The 15167-nt window shown below is 56.8% G+C and carries 20 protein-coding genes; 8 read left to right on the forward strand and 12 right to left on the reverse strand.

Translation table 11 applies throughout. The annotated features are described in order from the left end of the window. Positions 1-4 precede the first annotated feature (4 nt). Entirely contained in the window at positions 5-349 is a 345-nt protein-coding gene (locus MED193_RS11445) for a YbaB/EbfC family nucleoid-associated protein (protein ID WP_009809886.1), read from the forward strand. Between the two features lie 166 nt (positions 350-515). On the opposite strand, the gene MED193_RS11450 is transcribed toward MED193_RS11445, so the two are convergent. Next, entirely contained in the window at positions 516-722 is a 207-nt protein-coding gene (locus MED193_RS11450; RefSeq protein ID WP_009809887.1) for a cold-shock protein, read from the reverse strand. 531 nt (positions 723-1253) lie between these two features. Here MED193_RS11450 and recR point away from each other — a divergent pair. After that, on the forward strand, positions 1254-1853 hold the full coding sequence (recR, locus tag MED193_RS11455) for a recombination mediator RecR (RefSeq protein WP_009809889.1): 600 nt from the start codon (positions 1254-1256) through the stop codon (positions 1851-1853). A 113-nt stretch (positions 1854-1966) separates the two neighbouring features. On the opposite strand, the gene MED193_RS11460 is transcribed toward recR, so the two are convergent. Beyond that, positions 1967-2734, reverse strand: a complete 768-nt coding sequence (locus MED193_RS11460; RefSeq protein ID WP_009809890.1) for a DUF1013 domain-containing protein — start codon at positions 2732-2734, stop codon at positions 1967-1969. A 146-nt stretch (positions 2735-2880) separates the two neighbouring features. On the opposite strand from MED193_RS11460, the gene MED193_RS11465 reads away from it, so the two are divergent. Continuing rightward, positions 2881-3528: a ribonuclease T2 gene (locus tag MED193_RS11465; RefSeq protein WP_009809891.1), complete on the forward strand. Its 648-nt coding sequence runs from the start codon at positions 2881-2883 to the stop codon at positions 3526-3528. 101 nt (positions 3529-3629) lie between these two features. Here the strand turns inward: MED193_RS11465 and MED193_RS11470 are convergent, their stop codons facing one another. Then, positions 3630-4625: an NAD(P)H-quinone oxidoreductase gene (locus MED193_RS11470; protein WP_009809892.1), complete on the reverse strand. Its 996-nt coding sequence runs from the start codon at positions 4623-4625 to the stop codon at positions 3630-3632. Between the two features lie 126 nt (positions 4626-4751). Beyond that, on the reverse strand, positions 4752-5450 hold the full coding sequence (locus MED193_RS11475; protein ID WP_009809893.1) for a COQ9 family protein: 699 nt from the start codon (positions 5448-5450) through the stop codon (positions 4752-4754). A 153-nt stretch (positions 5451-5603) separates the two neighbouring features. Between MED193_RS11475 and rpsU the strand changes: the two genes are divergently transcribed. Beyond that, entirely contained in the window at positions 5604-5810 is a 207-nt protein-coding gene (gene rpsU / locus MED193_RS11480; RefSeq protein WP_008207378.1) for a 30S ribosomal protein S21, read from the forward strand. Between the two features lie 448 nt (positions 5811-6258). Here rpsU and MED193_RS11485 read toward each other — a convergent pair whose 3' ends face one another. After that, positions 6259-7428 carry a cytochrome P450 gene (locus MED193_RS11485; RefSeq protein WP_039966852.1) on the reverse strand — a complete coding sequence of 390 codons (1170 nt, stop codon included), beginning with the start codon at positions 7426-7428 and terminating at the stop codon, positions 6259-6261. A gap of 81 nt (positions 7429-7509) precedes the next feature. Between MED193_RS11485 and MED193_RS11490 the strand changes: the two genes are divergently transcribed. Continuing rightward, positions 7510-8022 carry a MarR family winged helix-turn-helix transcriptional regulator gene (locus MED193_RS11490; RefSeq protein ID WP_157041344.1) on the forward strand — a complete coding sequence of 171 codons (513 nt, stop codon included), beginning with the start codon at positions 7510-7512 and terminating at the stop codon, positions 8020-8022. A 97-nt stretch (positions 8023-8119) separates the two neighbouring features. Here the strand turns inward: MED193_RS11490 and ppk2 are convergent, their stop codons facing one another. The 3 genes from ppk2 to MED193_RS11500 form a co-directional block, all read right to left on the reverse strand. Continuing rightward, on the reverse strand, positions 8120-9037 hold the full coding sequence (gene ppk2, locus MED193_RS11495) for a polyphosphate kinase 2 (RefSeq protein ID WP_009809896.1): 918 nt from the start codon (positions 9035-9037) through the stop codon (positions 8120-8122). A gap of 144 nt (positions 9038-9181) precedes the next feature. Continuing rightward, positions 9182-9316 carry a hypothetical protein gene (locus MED193_RS23335; RefSeq protein ID WP_009809897.1) on the reverse strand — a complete coding sequence of 45 codons (135 nt, stop codon included), beginning with the start codon at positions 9314-9316 and terminating at the stop codon, positions 9182-9184. Between the two features lie 45 nt (positions 9317-9361). Beyond that, positions 9362-9820 carry an Lrp/AsnC family transcriptional regulator gene (locus tag MED193_RS11500; RefSeq protein WP_009809898.1) on the reverse strand — a complete coding sequence of 153 codons (459 nt, stop codon included), beginning with the start codon at positions 9818-9820 and terminating at the stop codon, positions 9362-9364. Between the two features lie 136 nt (positions 9821-9956). Between MED193_RS11500 and ald the strand changes: the two genes are divergently transcribed. From ald to MED193_RS11515, 3 genes are all read left to right on the forward strand, one after another. Next, positions 9957-11075, forward strand: coding sequence for an alanine dehydrogenase (ald, locus tag MED193_RS11505; protein ID WP_009809899.1), 1119 nt, complete (start codon positions 9957-9959; stop codon positions 11073-11075). 199 nt (positions 11076-11274) lie between these two features. After that, complete coding sequence (mscL, locus tag MED193_RS11510) at positions 11275-11709, forward strand: large conductance mechanosensitive channel protein MscL (RefSeq protein ID WP_009809900.1); 435 nt, start codon at positions 11275-11277, stop codon at positions 11707-11709. Between the two features lie 137 nt (positions 11710-11846). Further along, complete coding sequence (locus MED193_RS11515) at positions 11847-12653, forward strand: mechanosensitive ion channel family protein (RefSeq protein ID WP_009809901.1); 807 nt, start codon at positions 11847-11849, stop codon at positions 12651-12653. A 77-nt stretch (positions 12654-12730) separates the two neighbouring features. Here the strand turns inward: MED193_RS11515 and MED193_RS11520 are convergent, their stop codons facing one another. From MED193_RS11520 to MED193_RS11535, 4 genes are all read right to left on the reverse strand, one after another. After that, entirely contained in the window at positions 12731-13183 is a 453-nt protein-coding gene (locus MED193_RS11520) for a hypothetical protein (protein WP_009809902.1), read from the reverse strand. Between the two features lie 117 nt (positions 13184-13300). Then, positions 13301-13834, reverse strand: coding sequence for a GNAT family N-acetyltransferase (locus tag MED193_RS11525; RefSeq protein ID WP_009809903.1), 534 nt, complete (start codon positions 13832-13834; stop codon positions 13301-13303). Continuing rightward, positions 13831-14280, reverse strand: a complete 450-nt coding sequence (locus MED193_RS11530; RefSeq protein ID WP_009809904.1) for a YtoQ family protein — start codon at positions 14278-14280, stop codon at positions 13831-13833. The genes MED193_RS11525 and MED193_RS11530 overlap by 4 nt, the downstream gene beginning before the upstream one ends. Before the next feature lie 178 nt (positions 14281-14458). Continuing rightward, on the reverse strand, positions 14459-14998 hold the full coding sequence (locus MED193_RS11535) for a GNAT family N-acetyltransferase (protein WP_039966135.1): 540 nt from the start codon (positions 14996-14998) through the stop codon (positions 14459-14461). Positions 14999-15167 lie beyond the last annotated feature (169 nt).

Below are 15167 nucleotides of genomic sequence, written 5' to 3' on the forward strand. Positions count from 1 at the left end.
ACAGATGCTCAAAGGCCTCGGCGGTCTTGGCGATATGGCCAAGATGATGAAATCGGCACAAGAATTGCAGACCAAAATGGCTGAGATGCAGGAAGAGCTGCACAATGTCATGGTGGTGGGCGAAGCAGGTGCTGGCCTGGTCAAGGCTACGGCCTCGGCCAAGGGTGAGTTGAAAGAGCTCGACATTGATCCGTCGATCTTTTCTGGCGATGACAAAGAAGTTGTTGAGGATCTGATCCTGGCCGCGATCAAGGATGCCCAGTCCAAAGCCGCCGTGAAGGCGCAGGAAGAAATGGCCAACCTCACCGAGAGCATGGGCCTGCCCAAAGATATCAAGCTGCCGTTCTAAGCTCGCGGCATTGAGATCAGACCTAGAAAGGCGGCCCACTGGGGTCGCCTTTTGCGATTAAAGCTTGGGCCGCTGCATAGCCAAGCCCTACCTTTAGGAACAGCGGAAAGAAAAACGCGGCCTCCACAGGGGAGACCGCGTTTTCCGAATTCTGTCTCGAAAAGGCTTAGGCCAGTTCGAGGTTCACAGCGGACTCACGACCGTCGCGGCCGGGTTCGATGTCGAATGTCACTTTCTGGTTGTCGGCCAGACCGGTCAGACCGGAACGCTCAACAGCAGAAATGTGAACAAATACGTCTTTGCTGCCGCCATCGGGTGCGATGAAGCCGAAGCCTTTGGTCGAGTTAAACCATTTTACGGTGCCTGAAGCCATGTCCGTAATCTCCTATAATTTGCTGCCCGCGTTGGTGCGGCAGCCCGGCGTGGTAGGTCTGGATCGAAAGACTGAACGCCGTGAACAGGAGACAGTGGGTCGAAAAAGAAAAACGTAAGCAAGGCCTATATGCGCGCAGGCACTTCACTTTTCAAGGGTGAATATACAATCAGCGCCCCTGGTCATATCTGCGAACAAGCCGAGACTTCGATCGCAGATGGCCTTTCGCGCTCATAAATAGGACCGACCGCGTGATTGACCCCTGTCCCATCTGGGTCTCATTCCGTCCTCCGTCTCTCGCTCGAGCCAGAGTGTGGCGGCGGTGCAAAGGGGCCTTTGGAACCGAAACACCCAAGCTATGATTCGAAGTCCAGTTACGGTGAAGCCAAAATACGCATGGGGCCGTGAAGGAGCGCCACTCGCCTGCGCTGTCGGTGTCCAACATGAAACAGTCCTCCAGAGTTGGACCATGGGCCTTGCAGCCCGCTGTGTCTTTGCGCCTATATGCAACATTCGTAGAGGACCCAAAACATGAACGACGACAGCATCAGCGAGATCGAGCACCTGATTGCTCTGATGGCGAAATTGCCCGGCATGGGCCCACGATCGGCGCGTCGTGCGGTTCTGCACCTTATTCGCAAACGAACGCTGCTGCTTACGCCGCTAGCGGAGAGCCTGAGCCAGGTGGCCTCGAGTGCGCGCGAATGCCTGAACTGTGGCAATGTCGGCACCCAAGACATCTGCGGAATCTGCTCTGATGAGAGGCGCGCGAATGGGGAAATCTGCGTGGTTGAAACGGTCTCGGACCTCTGGGCGATGGAGCGCGCTGCCAGCTTTAAGGGCCGCTATCATGTCTTGGGCGGCACCCTGTCGGCGCTGGACGCCATTGGCCCCGATGAGCTGCGCATTCCACGTCTGGTGGACCGGGTCGCGAGTGAAGGCGTCCGCGAGGTTATTCTCGCGCTCAACGCCACCATCGACGGACAGACCACGGCCCACTACATCGCTGACCAATTGGAAGGTCAGGTGCAGCTCACCACCTTAGCCCAAGGGGTACCCATCGGCGGCGAGCTGGACTATCTGGATGATGGCACCATCATTGCAGCTCTTAAGGCGCGCAAAACCCTTTAGGGCTTGGCGGTTCTACTCACCCCTCTCCCCCGGACCTGGAACGCAAACCTCCCAATAAAAAAGGCCATACCCTTCGGGTATGGCCTTTAGAACTCGCACGATGGAAGTGCAAATTAACTACGGGGATCGTCGGAGTTGTCGTCCTCGTCCTCATCACTGGCGTCGGGCAGATTAAAGAAGCTATCCGCATCGGCCATCGGGTCAGATGTGGGGCGCGGGCTCTCGCTACCGCCCAGAGAAAAGCCTTCCAGACCTTCGATCCCGGCAGGGATCTTGGGCTCAGCATCCATGCCAAGCGACTGCTCGGTTGAAACCAGCTTGCGGCGCTCGTCGTCGCTCATCACCCCGCCTTCGGCAGCCTTTTTGGCAGCGGCCTTCTGCACGATCATGTCCAGCTCTGACTGCTTACACAGGCCCAGTGCAACCGGATCAATCGGCTGCATATTGGAAATGTTCCAATGGGTGCGCTCGCGGATCGACTGAATGGTTGGCTTGGTGGTGCCGACCAGTTTGGCAATCTGGCCGTCCGACAACTCAGGATGAAACTTCACCAGCCAAAGGATCGAATTGGGCCGGTCCTGACGTTTGGACAGCGGCGTATAGCGCGGACCACGGCGTTTTTCTTCGCCAGCGGCTGCAGCGTTGAACTTTAGCTTCAGCTTGTGGAGCGGGTTGGCCTCTGCCTTGTCGATCTCATCCTGGGTCAGCTGGTTGTTGGTCACGGGATCAAACCCTTTGACGCCTGTGGCCACATCCCCATCAGCGATGCCTTGAATTTCCAACTCGTGCATGCCGACGAAATCTGCAATCTGCTTGAAGCTGATCGTTGTATTGTCCACCAGCCACACGGCGGTTGCCTTGGTCATCAATGGTTTTGCCATGTGCTCATCTCCTAAACCTACATCTTGCCCCAAAATACAACTTTCCCGCCGCCTGAATTAGGCTGCCCCGGTGGTTTGGGGTCGGTTTCCATTGTCGGGGAACTTCAGTCCTATATAGTCGCGCTGTTTTCATAAGGAAAGAGGCGATGCACAGGTTCTTGTTCGCAGCAATTTTGGCCCTCACCGGGATCTTTGCCCCTGCTGCTTGGGCAGATGGTGAAAAGGCGGGTGAATTCGACTATTATGTTCTGGCGCTCAGCTGGTCGCCCAATTGGTGTGAGATCGAAGGCGATGCAAAGGGGTCTGACCAATGTGACCCACGGCATGATTTTGGCTGGACCCTGCATGGGCTCTGGCCGCAGTTTCACCGGGGATGGCCCAGCTATTGCAACACGCCCGAGGCCCCACCCCGACGCAGCGAGACCGCCGAAATGGCTGATATCATGGGAACTCCTGGCCTAGCTTGGCATCAATGGAAGAAACACGGCACTTGTTCAGGCCTGTCAGCTCATGGCTATCTGGATCTATCGCGCCACGCCTATGAAAGCGTCAACCGCCCCGCAATCTTTCGCAAGCTTGACCGATCCGTGACCCTGCCTGCCAGCCTGATCGAAGAGGCCTTTCTCCAGGCCAACCCCGAATTTAACGCCGACAGTGTCACGGTAACCTGCCGGGACCACCACATACAGGAAGTTCGCCTGTGCCTGTCACGCGATATGCAGCCCGTGCCCTGTGGCCGGGATGTAATCAAGGATTGCTCGCTAAAGGACGCGCTGTTTACCCCAGTCCGTTAGGTTAAGGAACTGACGCATAGAATCATGGTTTGGGTCTCAAAACGCAAAAAGGCGCGCTCTTCACAGGGCGCGCCTTTGTCCGTTCGCGACCGATGGCCCGCTTAATCGGCATCCCCCGCTACCTTCAGCACGATCTTGCCGATATGGCCCGAGCTCTCCATCCGCGCATGCGCCGCTGCGGCCTCTTCGAGAGAGAACTCACTGTCCATCACCGGCGCCAGTTTGCCCGCCTCAATCAGCGGCCAAACCACCTCGAACAGATCCTGGGCAATGCGGGCCTTGGCCAAATCGCTTTGTGGCCGCAGGGTGGAACCTGTCACCGTCAGGCGGCGCGCCATGATCTGGGCAAAGTTCAACTCAGCCTTGGGGCCGGACAGAAAGGCGATGTGGACCATGCGGCCATCATCTGCGAGGGTTTTGATATTGCGAGGAATATAGTCGCCGCCCACCATGTCGAGGATGAGGTTCGCGCCACCCTCAGCCCGCAGCACCTCAACAAAATCCTCATTCTTGTAATTGATGGCGCGTTCTGCCCCAAGATCCAGACAGGCCTGGCATTTCTCATCCGACCCCACAGTAGTAAAAACCCGCGTCCCCAGGGCCGAGGCCAGTTGGATCGCTGTCGTGCCAATGCCGGACGATCCGCCATGGACCAAGAACCGCTCGCCAGCCTCCAGCCCGCCACGGGTGAAGACATTGGACCAGACGGTAAAGCAGGTTTCCGGTAGGCAGGCCGCCTGTTTCAGGCTCAGACCGTCCGGAATGGGCAGGCAATGGGCCGCCGGGGTCGCCACGTATTCAGCATAACCGCCGCCGGGAAGCAGCGCACAGACCCGATCGCCAATTTCCAATCCCGTGACACCAGCGCCCAGAGCAACAACCTCACCTGCCGCCTCCAGACCCGGCAGATCACTGGCGCCGGGGGGCGGGTTATAGGCGCCGGCCCGTTGCAGCGCATCCGGACGGTTGACGCCTGCATAGGCGACCTTCAACACAACCTGTCCATGGCCTGGCACAGGCATGGGGCGCTGGGTGAGGGTCAGAACCTCCGGCCCGCCGGGGGTGGAAATTTCAATGGCACGCATCATGTCGCTCATTCGCGGACTCCTTGTTGTCCCGGCCCGGCGCTCAGAGCCCGGCCTCATGTATTTTGCACACCATCCTGATAGGAATGTGAGGCAATGCCCAGCCTATAGCTACGTCACAAAACAGAGTTGCCGAGCCTAATCCTGGCGCCCGGGCAGGTCATCGCGGGCCGCAGGAGCTTTGATTTGGGTCGACAGCCACTCTGGCCCCGCCAACAAAGGTTTGAGCAGGGGGTTCTTCCGCAGGCCTGCCTTCACCTTTTCAAACTGCATTACATTGTCGATCCGTCGATCCAGAAATGCCCAGGTCGCCTGATGATCGGGGCTGTCGTCCCCAAGCCAATAGAGCAGCGTTGAAGAGTAGACGCCCGATAGGATGGTGCGTTTGCTATACCAGTTCAAATCATCCGATGTGTCGCCCAGCGCGGTCCAGATTGCATCGCAGGTGCCCCAGAGCGCCTTGGCCCCAGAGGCTGCATATTGAGGCAGAGCAAAGAGCGTCACCCCACGACGCACCGCCTCCTTATCCTCCGCCGCCTCAAGCCGGTAGCGAACCATGGTGGCGATTCGGTCGCGAAATTTAAGATCTGACAGGTCTGCCTCTGCTAACCGAGCCAACATTATCTGATCACCACGCCGGTGATAGGCTAGGGCTAGATCAACCGCCCCGCGCGGGCAAATCGCGCGCGCAAGTACCGGATTGATACCGGTATCAGTGATGGCGGCCTCAAATGTAGCCTCAGACCAGCCATCAAACACCACATGCAGCAGGGCTGCATCCAGCAATTGGGCCACCAGTTCGCGAGAATGATCTGTATGATTTTCCTGGCTATCCATGGGGATTCTTCCGATCTGAATTTACGCGGTCTTCCGCAGTTATATGGGGAGTCACGCTTGATATCACAGTACTAGACAAGAAACCGGAGCTTTGCTATATGGCCACTTCCTGCAAATCCTTGCAACTCTATCTAGAAAGGTGGTGAAAACCACATGCAGGTTAGTGTTCGTGACAACAATGTCGATCAGGCGCTCCGCGCTCTGAAGAAAAAGCTGCAGCGTGAAGGCGTCTTCCGCGAAATGAAGCTCAAGCAACATTTCGAAAAGCCGTCCGAGAAAAAAGCGCGCGAGAAAGCTGAAGCGATCCGCCGTGCCCGTAAACTGGCACGTAAGAAAGCACAGCGCGAAGGTATGCTCTAAGCTCCTTCTATCCGCCTTTTGGCTTCCAGGTCTTTTCTGGACACACAGTTGATGACCCCCGCGCCCTGGGCTCGGGGGTTTGTCATTTCTGATCATAGCTTGCTCAGGGCTGCACCACCAATCATGGCGGCATAGAGCCACGACAAAATCAAAAAGACCCGTCTTGGGCCGTTTACGAAATATTTCCGCCCATTATAAACTTTAGCGTGTATTTATCTTCCCAAACCCCCTATACTGGTTGAACTGGACGGCACCTCTGGGTTTCCCCGTCCATGTGCTTGCAGCCGGACCTGGAACACCCGGCTCTACCCGAGGTGACATAGCGTCCCCCCCTATATTTGCGGCGCGCCTTGCTCCCCTGCGCTCAAGGCAAATGTCACCTCGGGGCCCTACCCCCAAAAAACGCCACCCCAAGAAGGTAAGGGATAAGCTACTTAGCTTGGTTGTCTCATTGGCCCTTCTCCCAGGCAACCGGGACGGACAAAGGCCCCCGAAAGGCCCACCCGCCAAACTGCGCCTCAGCCGTAAGACGAAGGCCCGGCATCGTCTCAAATAACATCGGCAGGGCAACTTGGCCTATCAATGCTTTAGATACCCAAGCCCCCGCGCAAAAGTGTGGGCCGGCACCAAACGAGATCGATGCGGAACAATCCTGATGTAAATCAAAGCTGTCAGGGCGCGCAAAGACCCGTTCATCGCGATTTCCGCAACTGTACATCAAAAACACCCGGTCTTGGGAACGCAGTGTCACACCGTGCAACTCGTATTCTTTGGCAACCCGACGCGGCGACATGCCGATCGGTGAGATCCAACGCGCATATTCCTCAAAGGCCTGTCCCCAACTGGCCTGCCCCGCCAGTACCTCTGCCAACTGGTCACGGTGCTGTAGCAGCGCCCAAACTGTACCGGCAATGGCGTCGCGCGGCTCGTTCTGCCCACCAGAGATGGCGAGTTTGATATTCGCCCTTATCCGGGGCTCGTCCAGTCCAGCCCGCCGCTGCACCGCCAAGAGAGAAAGGTCATCAGCCTCCAAAGGCTGCGCCAGACACTCACTGATGCAGGCATCAATCTTTGCGGTTGCCGCATGGCAGCGCTGCTCTACCTCGGCCACCGCAGCATAGTTGGCACAGCCATCAATCATATGTTGGCTCACCTGATCCATTTCATAGGCCGTCAGATTTGTCAGACCAGTGATCCGCCTCAAAGCCTCGCCTGAAACAACCATGGCGTAGTCACGCACCAGATCGCAGCCCCCTTTCGGTCGCAACTCCGCCAGGATATTCTGCGTCAACTTTCGAAACTCCGCCATCCAGTGGTCTCGCACTGTTTTGGGGGAGACCGTGGGGAAAATGGCCCGGCGCTCGTTCATATGCGCCTCCCCATCTTTGCGCATCATGTTCTCGCCCATCAACTGGACCATCAAGCCCTCTGGCTGCTCTGACGAGAATATCTCCACCTTTTTTTCTTCACGAAAGATGTCGTCACGGCGTGTCAACAAGAAGGCCTGAAGCTGCGGCACATAGACGACCGGGGCTAGCGCCCGCATCTGCGTAAGATCAGGGTAGGGGTCCTGCCAGAACTGGCCAGGGTTAATATCATAGTATTCAGCCCGCGCCATCATAGCCTCCCATGGAACTTGCTGACTGTACTGAATGATGAATGTGTTGATGTGTCAACACGCCCCATCTAGTATATGCCCATGACTGATACAGCCTCCCTACCTGAAGATATGTTCCTGGTCACCGCTACTGGCCGCCCAGATGATCCAGCTGCGCCAACCCTAAGCCTAAGCAACAGCCCGGTTGTACTGGTAACCTTTGCTGGCAATCGGCTGACACGGGACGCAACCCGCGCCTATCAAGCCGAGTTTGGAATTGGCGTGATGGATTGGCGGATGCTGGTGATGATGACACGCAGCCCCGGCTGCTCTGTCGCTCAAGCTGCGCGCCTCACAGGGATCGACAAGGCAGCCGTCAGTCGGTCTTTGCAACGATTAGAAAGCAACGGGCTGGCGCAATCTATTGCCTTGGCGGGGGACGAGCGCCGCAAATCGTGGAGCCTTACCCCTAGCGGGCAAGATCTGCACAGCAAAATTTTGCCCCGTGCGCTGGAACGTCAGAACGATCTACTGAAAGGGTTCTCGCAGGATGAGATCGCCCATTTCACCGATTATCTGAGACGGTTCCTGGCCAATACCGAAGCTTCAAAGTAGCCCAACCGCCCCCCTTTAGTACCCCGTCGCGGCAGATCACTGCGGAACCTGCGTCAGAACGGCGCGATATTGGCGAAAAGACCCCGCCCTTTTACCCTCAATAGATTTTGGGAACATATAGCTCATCCGGCAGAACCTGGCGCTCGTAATCGGGGTTATATTCCCGATCCGGCAAGGACACCTTCTCGCTAGTCACTTCTTGATAGGGGATCTTGCTCAATAGATGTTCGATGCAATTTAGGCGTTCACGCTTTTTATCGTTGCCTTCAACAATGTACCAAGGCGCCTCAGGGATATTGGTGCGCTCAAACATCTCTTCTTTGGATTTGGTATATTGCTCCCAGCGGATCCGGCTTTCTAGGTCCATCGGCGACAGCTTCCACTGTTTCATCGGGTCATGGATGCGCATCATGAAGCGCAGCTGCTGCTCCTCGTCGGTGATCGAGAACCAGTATTTCAACACGATGGTGTTTGACCGTACCAGCATGCGTTCAAATTCCGGCACATCTCGAAAGAAGGTTTCCACCTGGTCTTCATCGGCAAAGCCCATCACCCGTTCTACCCCGGCCCGGTTGTACCAAGAGCGATCAAACAGAACGATCTCGCCGCCAGCGGGCAGATGCGGGACGTAGCGTTGGAAATACCACTGGCTTTGTTCTCGTCGGCTGGGGGCTGGCAGCGCCACTACCCTTGCGACCCGTGGGTTCAGCCGCTGGGTGATCCGTTTGATCACACCACCTTTGCCCGCACTGTCGCGCCCCTCCATGATCACCAGAACCTTTGCCCCAGTTTTGACCACCCAATCCTGGAGCTTGATCAGTTCAGCCTGCAACCGCAAAAGATTGCGGAAATAGACTTTGCGGTCCAGCATCTCGGGATGCTGCTCGCGGTAAATCTTACGCAGCTCCATGGACAGCATTGGTTCGGCAAATTCAATTTCGATATCCTCGTCCAAAGTGTCCTGAAGCTCTGCCTCAAGCCAATCAAAAGAGTCGGAGTCGATATTGCTGGTCACGGGAGTATTCCTTTAATGTGTTACCTTTGCGGACCCCACTATCAGATCAGTGTGATCCTTTGATGTCACGCGCGACAATCCAGCCGTCTCGTGACGCTTGGGGAGGTCTCTGACTGCGCAACAAAGACACGAAGCAGCGACCCGCTATTCGCTAATGGAACCCGGTTTACCCAGGAGGTGCAACCGCAATTCCTGCGGTTGCGACTTACCGGCATCACTGCCCGCCGCCATCGCCCAAACAAACGGCACCAGGTATGTCACCACGGTTTGATCCGCCATGTTTGTCAGCTCTTTCGTAGCGTAGTTTTTGGACAAGTTGCGCAGCTAGACGGGCAAGGCGGTGGTCTTGAACACGGTGCGCAGGGCAAAACTCGATTGCATCTGTGCCACCCCAGGCAGACGGGTCAGATGTTGGCGGTGGATGCGGGCGAAGTCCTCGGTGTTTTCAGCAACCACCTTGAGCAAATAGTCCGCAGATCCCGCCATCAAATGACATTCCAACACATCGGGAATACGTGCTACTGCGCGTTCAAAGGCATCCAGCAGCTCATCCGCTTGGCTTTGCAGCGTGATCTCGACAAAAACCGTGGTAGGCACCACCATCTTGCGGGCATCCAGCAAGGCAACGTAGTCCTTGATATAGCCATCACTTTCCAGCCGCTGCACGCGCCGGTGACAGGCAGAAGCAGACAGATTGACCCGCTCGCTAAGCTCAGCGTTAGAGATCCGCCCCTGCCGTTGCAGCACCCGCAGAATCCGACGATCCGTGTTATCCAGAGACATTTCTTCAAAGATCCTTGCTAGATTTCGCCGTTTTAGGTGAAGAATCTTCGAATGTCATGTTTTTATTATGCCCAAAAAAGCAGCATATTTTTTCAGATCTGCGTCAGACTGACGCAAAGGAAACGGAGGAGAGATCATGAAAATCGGTTGCCCCACAGAGATCAAGCCACAGGAATTCCGTGTTGGAATGACGCCCGACGCTGCCCGCGAAGCTGTGAATCACGGCCATAAGGCGCTTATTCAAAAGGGCGCTGGCCTAGGCGCTGGCTTTACCGATGCGGATTACATCGCTGCTGGTGCTGTGATTATCGACACAGCCGAAGAGGTCTTTGCCACAGCCGATATGATCGTCAAGGTTAAGGAACCACAGGCGGTTGAACGTAAGATGCTGCGTGAAGGTCAGTTGCTGTTCACCTATCTGCACCTGGCGCCCGATCCTGACCAGACCCATGATCTGTTAGAGAGCGGTTGCACCGCCATCGCCTACGAAACCGTCACCGATGCCAATGGCGGTCTGCCGCTGCTGGCTCCGATGTCCGAGGTTGCCGGTCGTCTGGCGCCACAGGTAGGCGCCTGGACCCTGCAAAAGGCCAATGGCGGCCGTGGTATCCTGATGGGGGGCGTCCCCGGTGTGGCCCCTGCCAAGGTTGTGGTTATTGGCGGCGGTGTAGTTGGCACCCACGCAGCCAAGATCGCTGCAGGCATGGGCGCGGATGTGACCATTCTGGACCGCTCCCTGCCCCGGCTGAAATACCTCGACGATGTGTTTGGGCATGTTTTCAAAAACCAGTATTCCACCGCTGGCGCCACCGCCGATCTGGTGCGCGAAGCCGATATGGTCATTGGCGCAGTGCTGATCCCCGGTGCCGAAGCTCCCAAGCTGGTGTCCCGTGCCATGCTCAGCGAGATGAAGCCCGGCGCTGCGCTGGTGGATGTGGCCATCGACCAGGGCGGCTGTTTTGAGACCTCCCGCGCCACCACCCACGCTGACCCGATCTATGAGGTCGACGGCATCATGCATTACTGCGTTGCCAATATGCCCGGCGCCGTGGCCCGCACGTCCACTCAGGCGCTTGGCAATGCCACCCTGCCCTTCATGCTGAACCTGGCCAACAAAGGCTGGCGGCAGGCCTGCGAGGATGACCCTCATCTGCTCAATGGGTTAAACGTCCACGCGGGCAAGCTGACCTATTTTGCCGTAGGCAAGGCCTTGGGGCTTGACGTGACTTCCCCGAGCTTAGCGCTGAAATCCTGATTGCAGCCCACTAAAGCTCACCGCCCGCCAGTTCCTCCCGACTGGCGGGCTTTTTTGTGCCCCAAAGGCCCTAAACACAGCGCAGGATACAGGCACCTGAATTTTCCCCTAGCCTTAAGATATATTTTGCACTTCCCTTAACTCGGCGCATCCATGGGGCAAGATCCTAAAAGACGCCGACAACAACAGGGGAAAAACTATGCTCTCAGAATTCAAGGACTTCATCGCCAAGGGCAATGTGATGGATATGGCCGTTGGTATCATCATCGGCGCGGCCTTTACCGCCATTGTCAAATCCATGGTTGGGGATCTGATCAACCCGATCATCGGGCTGTTCACCGGCGGCGTTGATTTCACCAATTCCTATATCGTGCTCTCCGGCGAGGTTGCGGCGGGCGCCAGCCTGGAAGCCGCCCGCGAAGCCGGGGCTGCGGTCTTTGCCCATGGTGCCTTTATCATGGCTGTCATCAACTTCCTGATCATCGCCTTTGTCGTCTTTATGCTGGTCCGCTACGTCAATCAGGTGAAAGAGGCCGCCGCCCGCAAGGAAGAGGCAGCCCCTGAGCCAGAGGCCCCGGCAGGCCCCAGCGAGTTGGATATTCTGATGGAAATCCGGGACGCTTTGAAAAAATAGATCCCCTAACAGAGAGGATGACACCTGGCCTCCCTTGCCTTTAGGGGGGCCTTTTCCTGCCGCTCTCCCCCTTGCCGGAGCCCATGCGGATGTGCTTCATCCGCGCAAAACCACAAAACCGGAAGAGAGACACGGATATGGAAGACATTATTGAACAGGGCTTTGCCTATTGGCCCATGGTTCTGAACGGCTGCAAGGCTCTGGCGGTTCTGATCATCGGCTGGATGGCGGCTGGCATGGTGAGCCGCGCCATTCGCAATCGGATCAATGCAACCCCTGAAATCGACCCGACCTTAGGTAATTTTGTAGCCAGCATGATCCGCTGGGTGTTGATTGCTGTCGTGCTGATTGCCGTGCTGGGCATCTTTGGGATCGAGGCCACCAGCCTGGTGGCAATGATGGGTGCTGCGACTCTGGCCATTGGTCTGGCCCTGCAGGGCACATTGAGCGATCTGGCGGCTGGCTTTATGCTGGTGCTGTTTCGCCCCTATAAGATTGGTCAATATGTCGACATCGGCGGCACCGCAGGCACGGTCAAGGATCTGAACCTGTTTGTGACCGAGCTGGCGACCCCGGACAATGTTCAGATCATCATTCCCAATGGTCAGGCCTGGGGCGCGGTGATCACCAATTTCTCGCATCACGAGACGCGCCGGGTGGATCTGGTCTTTGGCATTGATTACAGCGACAGCGCCGATGCGGCCAAAGCGATCATTCTCGAACAGGCCGCGGCTGACAGTCGGGTCAAACAAGACCCTGAACCCTGGGTCCGCGTAACCAATCTTGGTGATAGCTCGGTCGACCTCACGACCCGCATCTGGGTAGATGCCGCAGACTATTGGGAAGTGAAGTTTTCCATGACACAGGCAGTTAAGGAAGCCTTTGACGCCAAAGGCATCTCGATCCCCTATCCCCACACAGTGGAGATCAAACGCGAGGGGTAGCCCTCCCGTCCGTCATCGGGATTTTGAAAAAGCCCTCTTCCCGTTGGGCTCGGCACCCCGCCTTTGGCGGGGTGTTTTCACGCAAACGGAGGGCGCCCGCCCAAATTGGTCATACCATCGGCGTCTGAGAAGGCCCAACGTGAGGCCAGAAGTTGAAAACTCTTGTGATCCCAGCCAGAAACATCTCGCTGAAAACGAGACCGCCACGACCCTTCGATACGGATGGCAAGGCGAATTTGATTGACCTCTGGTGGCGGGGTCCCAGCCTTTACTGCAGCTTGATTGGCACGGACATACATGGCCTTGAGGCGACTCTCGACTGCCACGGCATCCTTGGCCCGTCTCCCGGCAAAAATCACAAAAATCTCACGTTTGCCATTGAGATAACCCCGCACCACGAGATCACCGCGACTACTGCGCTTGATATGTGGCACCAAAGATACCCCAAACTGGCCCAGCTCTTTTTTGAACAGCCCCTGGTCCTCACTTTTGTGGGAAATGTCTTTGGGCGCGCGTCGACGGTTTTGCATAGGTATTGTCCATTCGGGCCCCAGCGAAGAAGCCCAGCAAGTGATGGGGTAGAAGTGTGCTGCGCCACATTCTAATCACTGCCTGTTAACGAGTGGTTTTCACTTCCTTTCCCACCATCAAACTGACGCGCCTTTTTTGCGGGACATGACCAGGATTTGGTCATCAAAATAGGTTGCCTCACCGCAGGTTTGATACCCCTGCTTTGCCGCGACCTGCTGCGAGGCTGCATGTTCAGGTGCAAAAATCGCAACCGTCTGCGCCCAGTTCTGCATCTGGTCGACCCAAGTGTGGATGCAGGCGACCGCTTCGCTGGCCAAGCCGCGCCCGTGGGCTTTTGTCGCCAGAACCCAGCCCGCTTCGGGAACATCCGGCAATGGCGGACTGACAGCACGGCGAAAGTTGGCAAAGCCGACCTCCCCCAAGAAAGCTCCGCTCTTGCGATCACAGACAGCCCAATAGCCAAAGCCCATGGCCTGCCAATGGCCCATGTAGCGCAGCAACCGCGCCCAGGACTGCTCAGGACTGCTGGGAGTGCCGCCAATGTATTTTACCACTATGGGGTCAGCCCAAAGCGCCGCCACATCGTCGAAATCCTGCACCCCATGTGGGCGCAGAATCAGCCGCTCTGTCCGCAAGGTTGGTGCGCTCATTTGGGCAGCGCGCCCTGCAACACATAGGTCAGAATCTCGACCACCTGGCGCGGCTCATCCGTCACTGCCAGGGCTCCGGCATGGACCTCTTTCAGGGCGTGCTGATGCTCGGGCTGGCTGAGCACGATGATGGATTTGCCCAAGGCCGCCGCATAGCCCGCATCGAATGCGGCGTTCCATTGCTTGTATTTCTCGCCAAAGCGCACCACCACCACATCAGCATCCTCTAGCCCCTTGCGGGTGCGGATCGCATTGAGCTTGGCGCCCTTATGGTCATGCCAGAATTTGTTGTCCTCAGCCCCCATAATGGACACACCGCAATCATCACTGGCAGCATGGTCTGTCACCGGGCTTTGAAAGCTCACATCCAGCCCCTTAGCACCTTCGATGATCTGCTCGCGCCAATCGGTGTGGATCTCGCCGGAAAGATAAACGTTGAGTTTCATAAATGCGGTTCCTTCTGTGCTGGCCTTAGCCTGATTTGGACAATGGATAGACCGGATCCACAGCTGAGACCAGTCGCGCCGGAACTGCCCTGCCCAGAGAACACTATGCGGCTATCGCAACTGTTAAAGATGCGCCCTCTAGAGTTTCGGCAAGATCAACGCTGAGGGTGTCTACAGTCTACCAAATACTCGGATCTCTCAGGGCTGGAACACATGTGCAACGCCCTCGTAAGGGGGCCAAAGTAGCACCATTCAAGGACTGCCCAATCCACCCTCCAGGGAGACTAAGTGGCAAAGGCGATGCCGCGTCCGCCTCGCTCAGAACCTTGAACCCGACTTTGCTGTAAAACGCGGGGTCCCCATAGGTGATCGCCACATCAACCCCGCCCGAACGAAGCACAGTGAGGGCATGGTTCAATAACGCCTGCCCGACCCCTTTGCCCTGCCATTCAGTCGCGACGGCCATGGGCGACAGGATAAAGACTTGCCGGGGATCATCCGTATAAGCCAGACGGGAGAAAATTGCGCCACCTACCAAGTCCGCCTTCTCAAATCCGGTAAAAATATGGATGTCTTCGGGTGGGGTATCGCGCATCAGGTTACGCACCAGCCTTCCGATTACGCCCCCCTCCTCCGCGCCCTCTGATACCGTAAATACTCGCTCAAACAAGTCGACGAGCTGCGGCTCATCCGCGCCTGTAGCATTGAAGAATTCCACTGTTTCAAACCCCTCCAAAGATTACGTTCGTTCAAATGGCAAGCAATGCCTGTCCGCCTTCCCAATCAAAAGCGCGCAGGGATAGTCCCAATGATTGCAGATTTAGACCACCTGCGTACAGCTATGAAAAAAGGCGCGTCCCAGGGGACACGCCTTTTCATCCAATAAT

The organism is Roseobacter sp. MED193 (assembly GCF_000152965.1).
Taxonomy (GTDB): Bacteria; Pseudomonadota; Alphaproteobacteria; order Rhodobacterales; family Rhodobacteraceae; genus Pseudophaeobacter.

Excerpts from the sequence above, each read along its gene's own strand:
- MED193_RS11445 (WP_009809886.1), top strand. The coding sequence starts at position 5 with ATGCTCAAAGGCCTCGGCGGTCTTGGCGATATGGCCAAGATGATGAAA.
- MED193_RS11450 (WP_009809887.1), bottom strand. The coding sequence starts at position 722 with ATGGCTTCAGGCACCGTAAAATGGTTTAACTCGACCAAAGGCTTCGGC.
- recR (WP_009809889.1), top strand. The coding sequence starts at position 1,254 with ATGAACGACGACAGCATCAGCGAGATCGAGCACCTGATTGCTCTGATG.
- MED193_RS11460 (WP_009809890.1), bottom strand. The coding sequence starts at position 2,734 with ATGGCAAAACCATTGATGACCAAGGCAACCGCCGTGTGGCTGGTGGAC.
- MED193_RS11465 (WP_009809891.1), top strand. The coding sequence starts at position 2,881 with ATGCACAGGTTCTTGTTCGCAGCAATTTTGGCCCTCACCGGGATCTTT.
- MED193_RS11470 (WP_009809892.1), bottom strand. The coding sequence starts at position 4,625 with ATGAGCGACATGATGCGTGCCATTGAAATTTCCACCCCCGGCGGGCCG.
- MED193_RS11475 (WP_009809893.1), bottom strand. The coding sequence starts at position 5,450 with ATGGATAGCCAGGAAAATCATACAGATCATTCTCGCGAACTGGTGGCC.
- rpsU (WP_008207378.1), top strand. The coding sequence starts at position 5,604 with ATGCAGGTTAGTGTTCGTGACAACAATGTCGATCAGGCGCTCCGCGCT.
- MED193_RS11485 (WP_039966852.1), bottom strand. The coding sequence starts at position 7,428 with ATGGCGCGGGCTGAATACTATGATATTAACCCTGGCCAGTTCTGGCAG.
- MED193_RS11490 (WP_157041344.1), top strand. The coding sequence starts at position 7,510 with ATGACTGATACAGCCTCCCTACCTGAAGATATGTTCCTGGTCACCGCT.
- MED193_RS23335 (WP_009809897.1), bottom strand. The coding sequence starts at position 9,316 with ATGGCGGATCAAACCGTGGTGACATACCTGGTGCCGTTTGTTTGGGCG.
- MED193_RS11500 (WP_009809898.1), bottom strand. The coding sequence starts at position 9,820 with ATGTCTCTGGATAACACGGATCGTCGGATTCTGCGGGTGCTGCAACGG.
- ald (WP_009809899.1), top strand. The coding sequence starts at position 9,957 with ATGAAAATCGGTTGCCCCACAGAGATCAAGCCACAGGAATTCCGTGTT.
- mscL (WP_009809900.1), top strand. The coding sequence starts at position 11,275 with ATGCTCTCAGAATTCAAGGACTTCATCGCCAAGGGCAATGTGATGGAT.
- MED193_RS11515 (WP_009809901.1), top strand. The coding sequence starts at position 11,847 with ATGGAAGACATTATTGAACAGGGCTTTGCCTATTGGCCCATGGTTCTG.
- MED193_RS11520 (WP_009809902.1), bottom strand. The coding sequence starts at position 13,183 with ATGCAAAACCGTCGACGCGCGCCCAAAGACATTTCCCACAAAAGTGAG.
- MED193_RS11525 (WP_009809903.1), bottom strand. The coding sequence starts at position 13,834 with ATGAGCGCACCAACCTTGCGGACAGAGCGGCTGATTCTGCGCCCACAT.
- MED193_RS11530 (WP_009809904.1), bottom strand. The coding sequence starts at position 14,280 with ATGAAACTCAACGTTTATCTTTCCGGCGAGATCCACACCGATTGGCGC.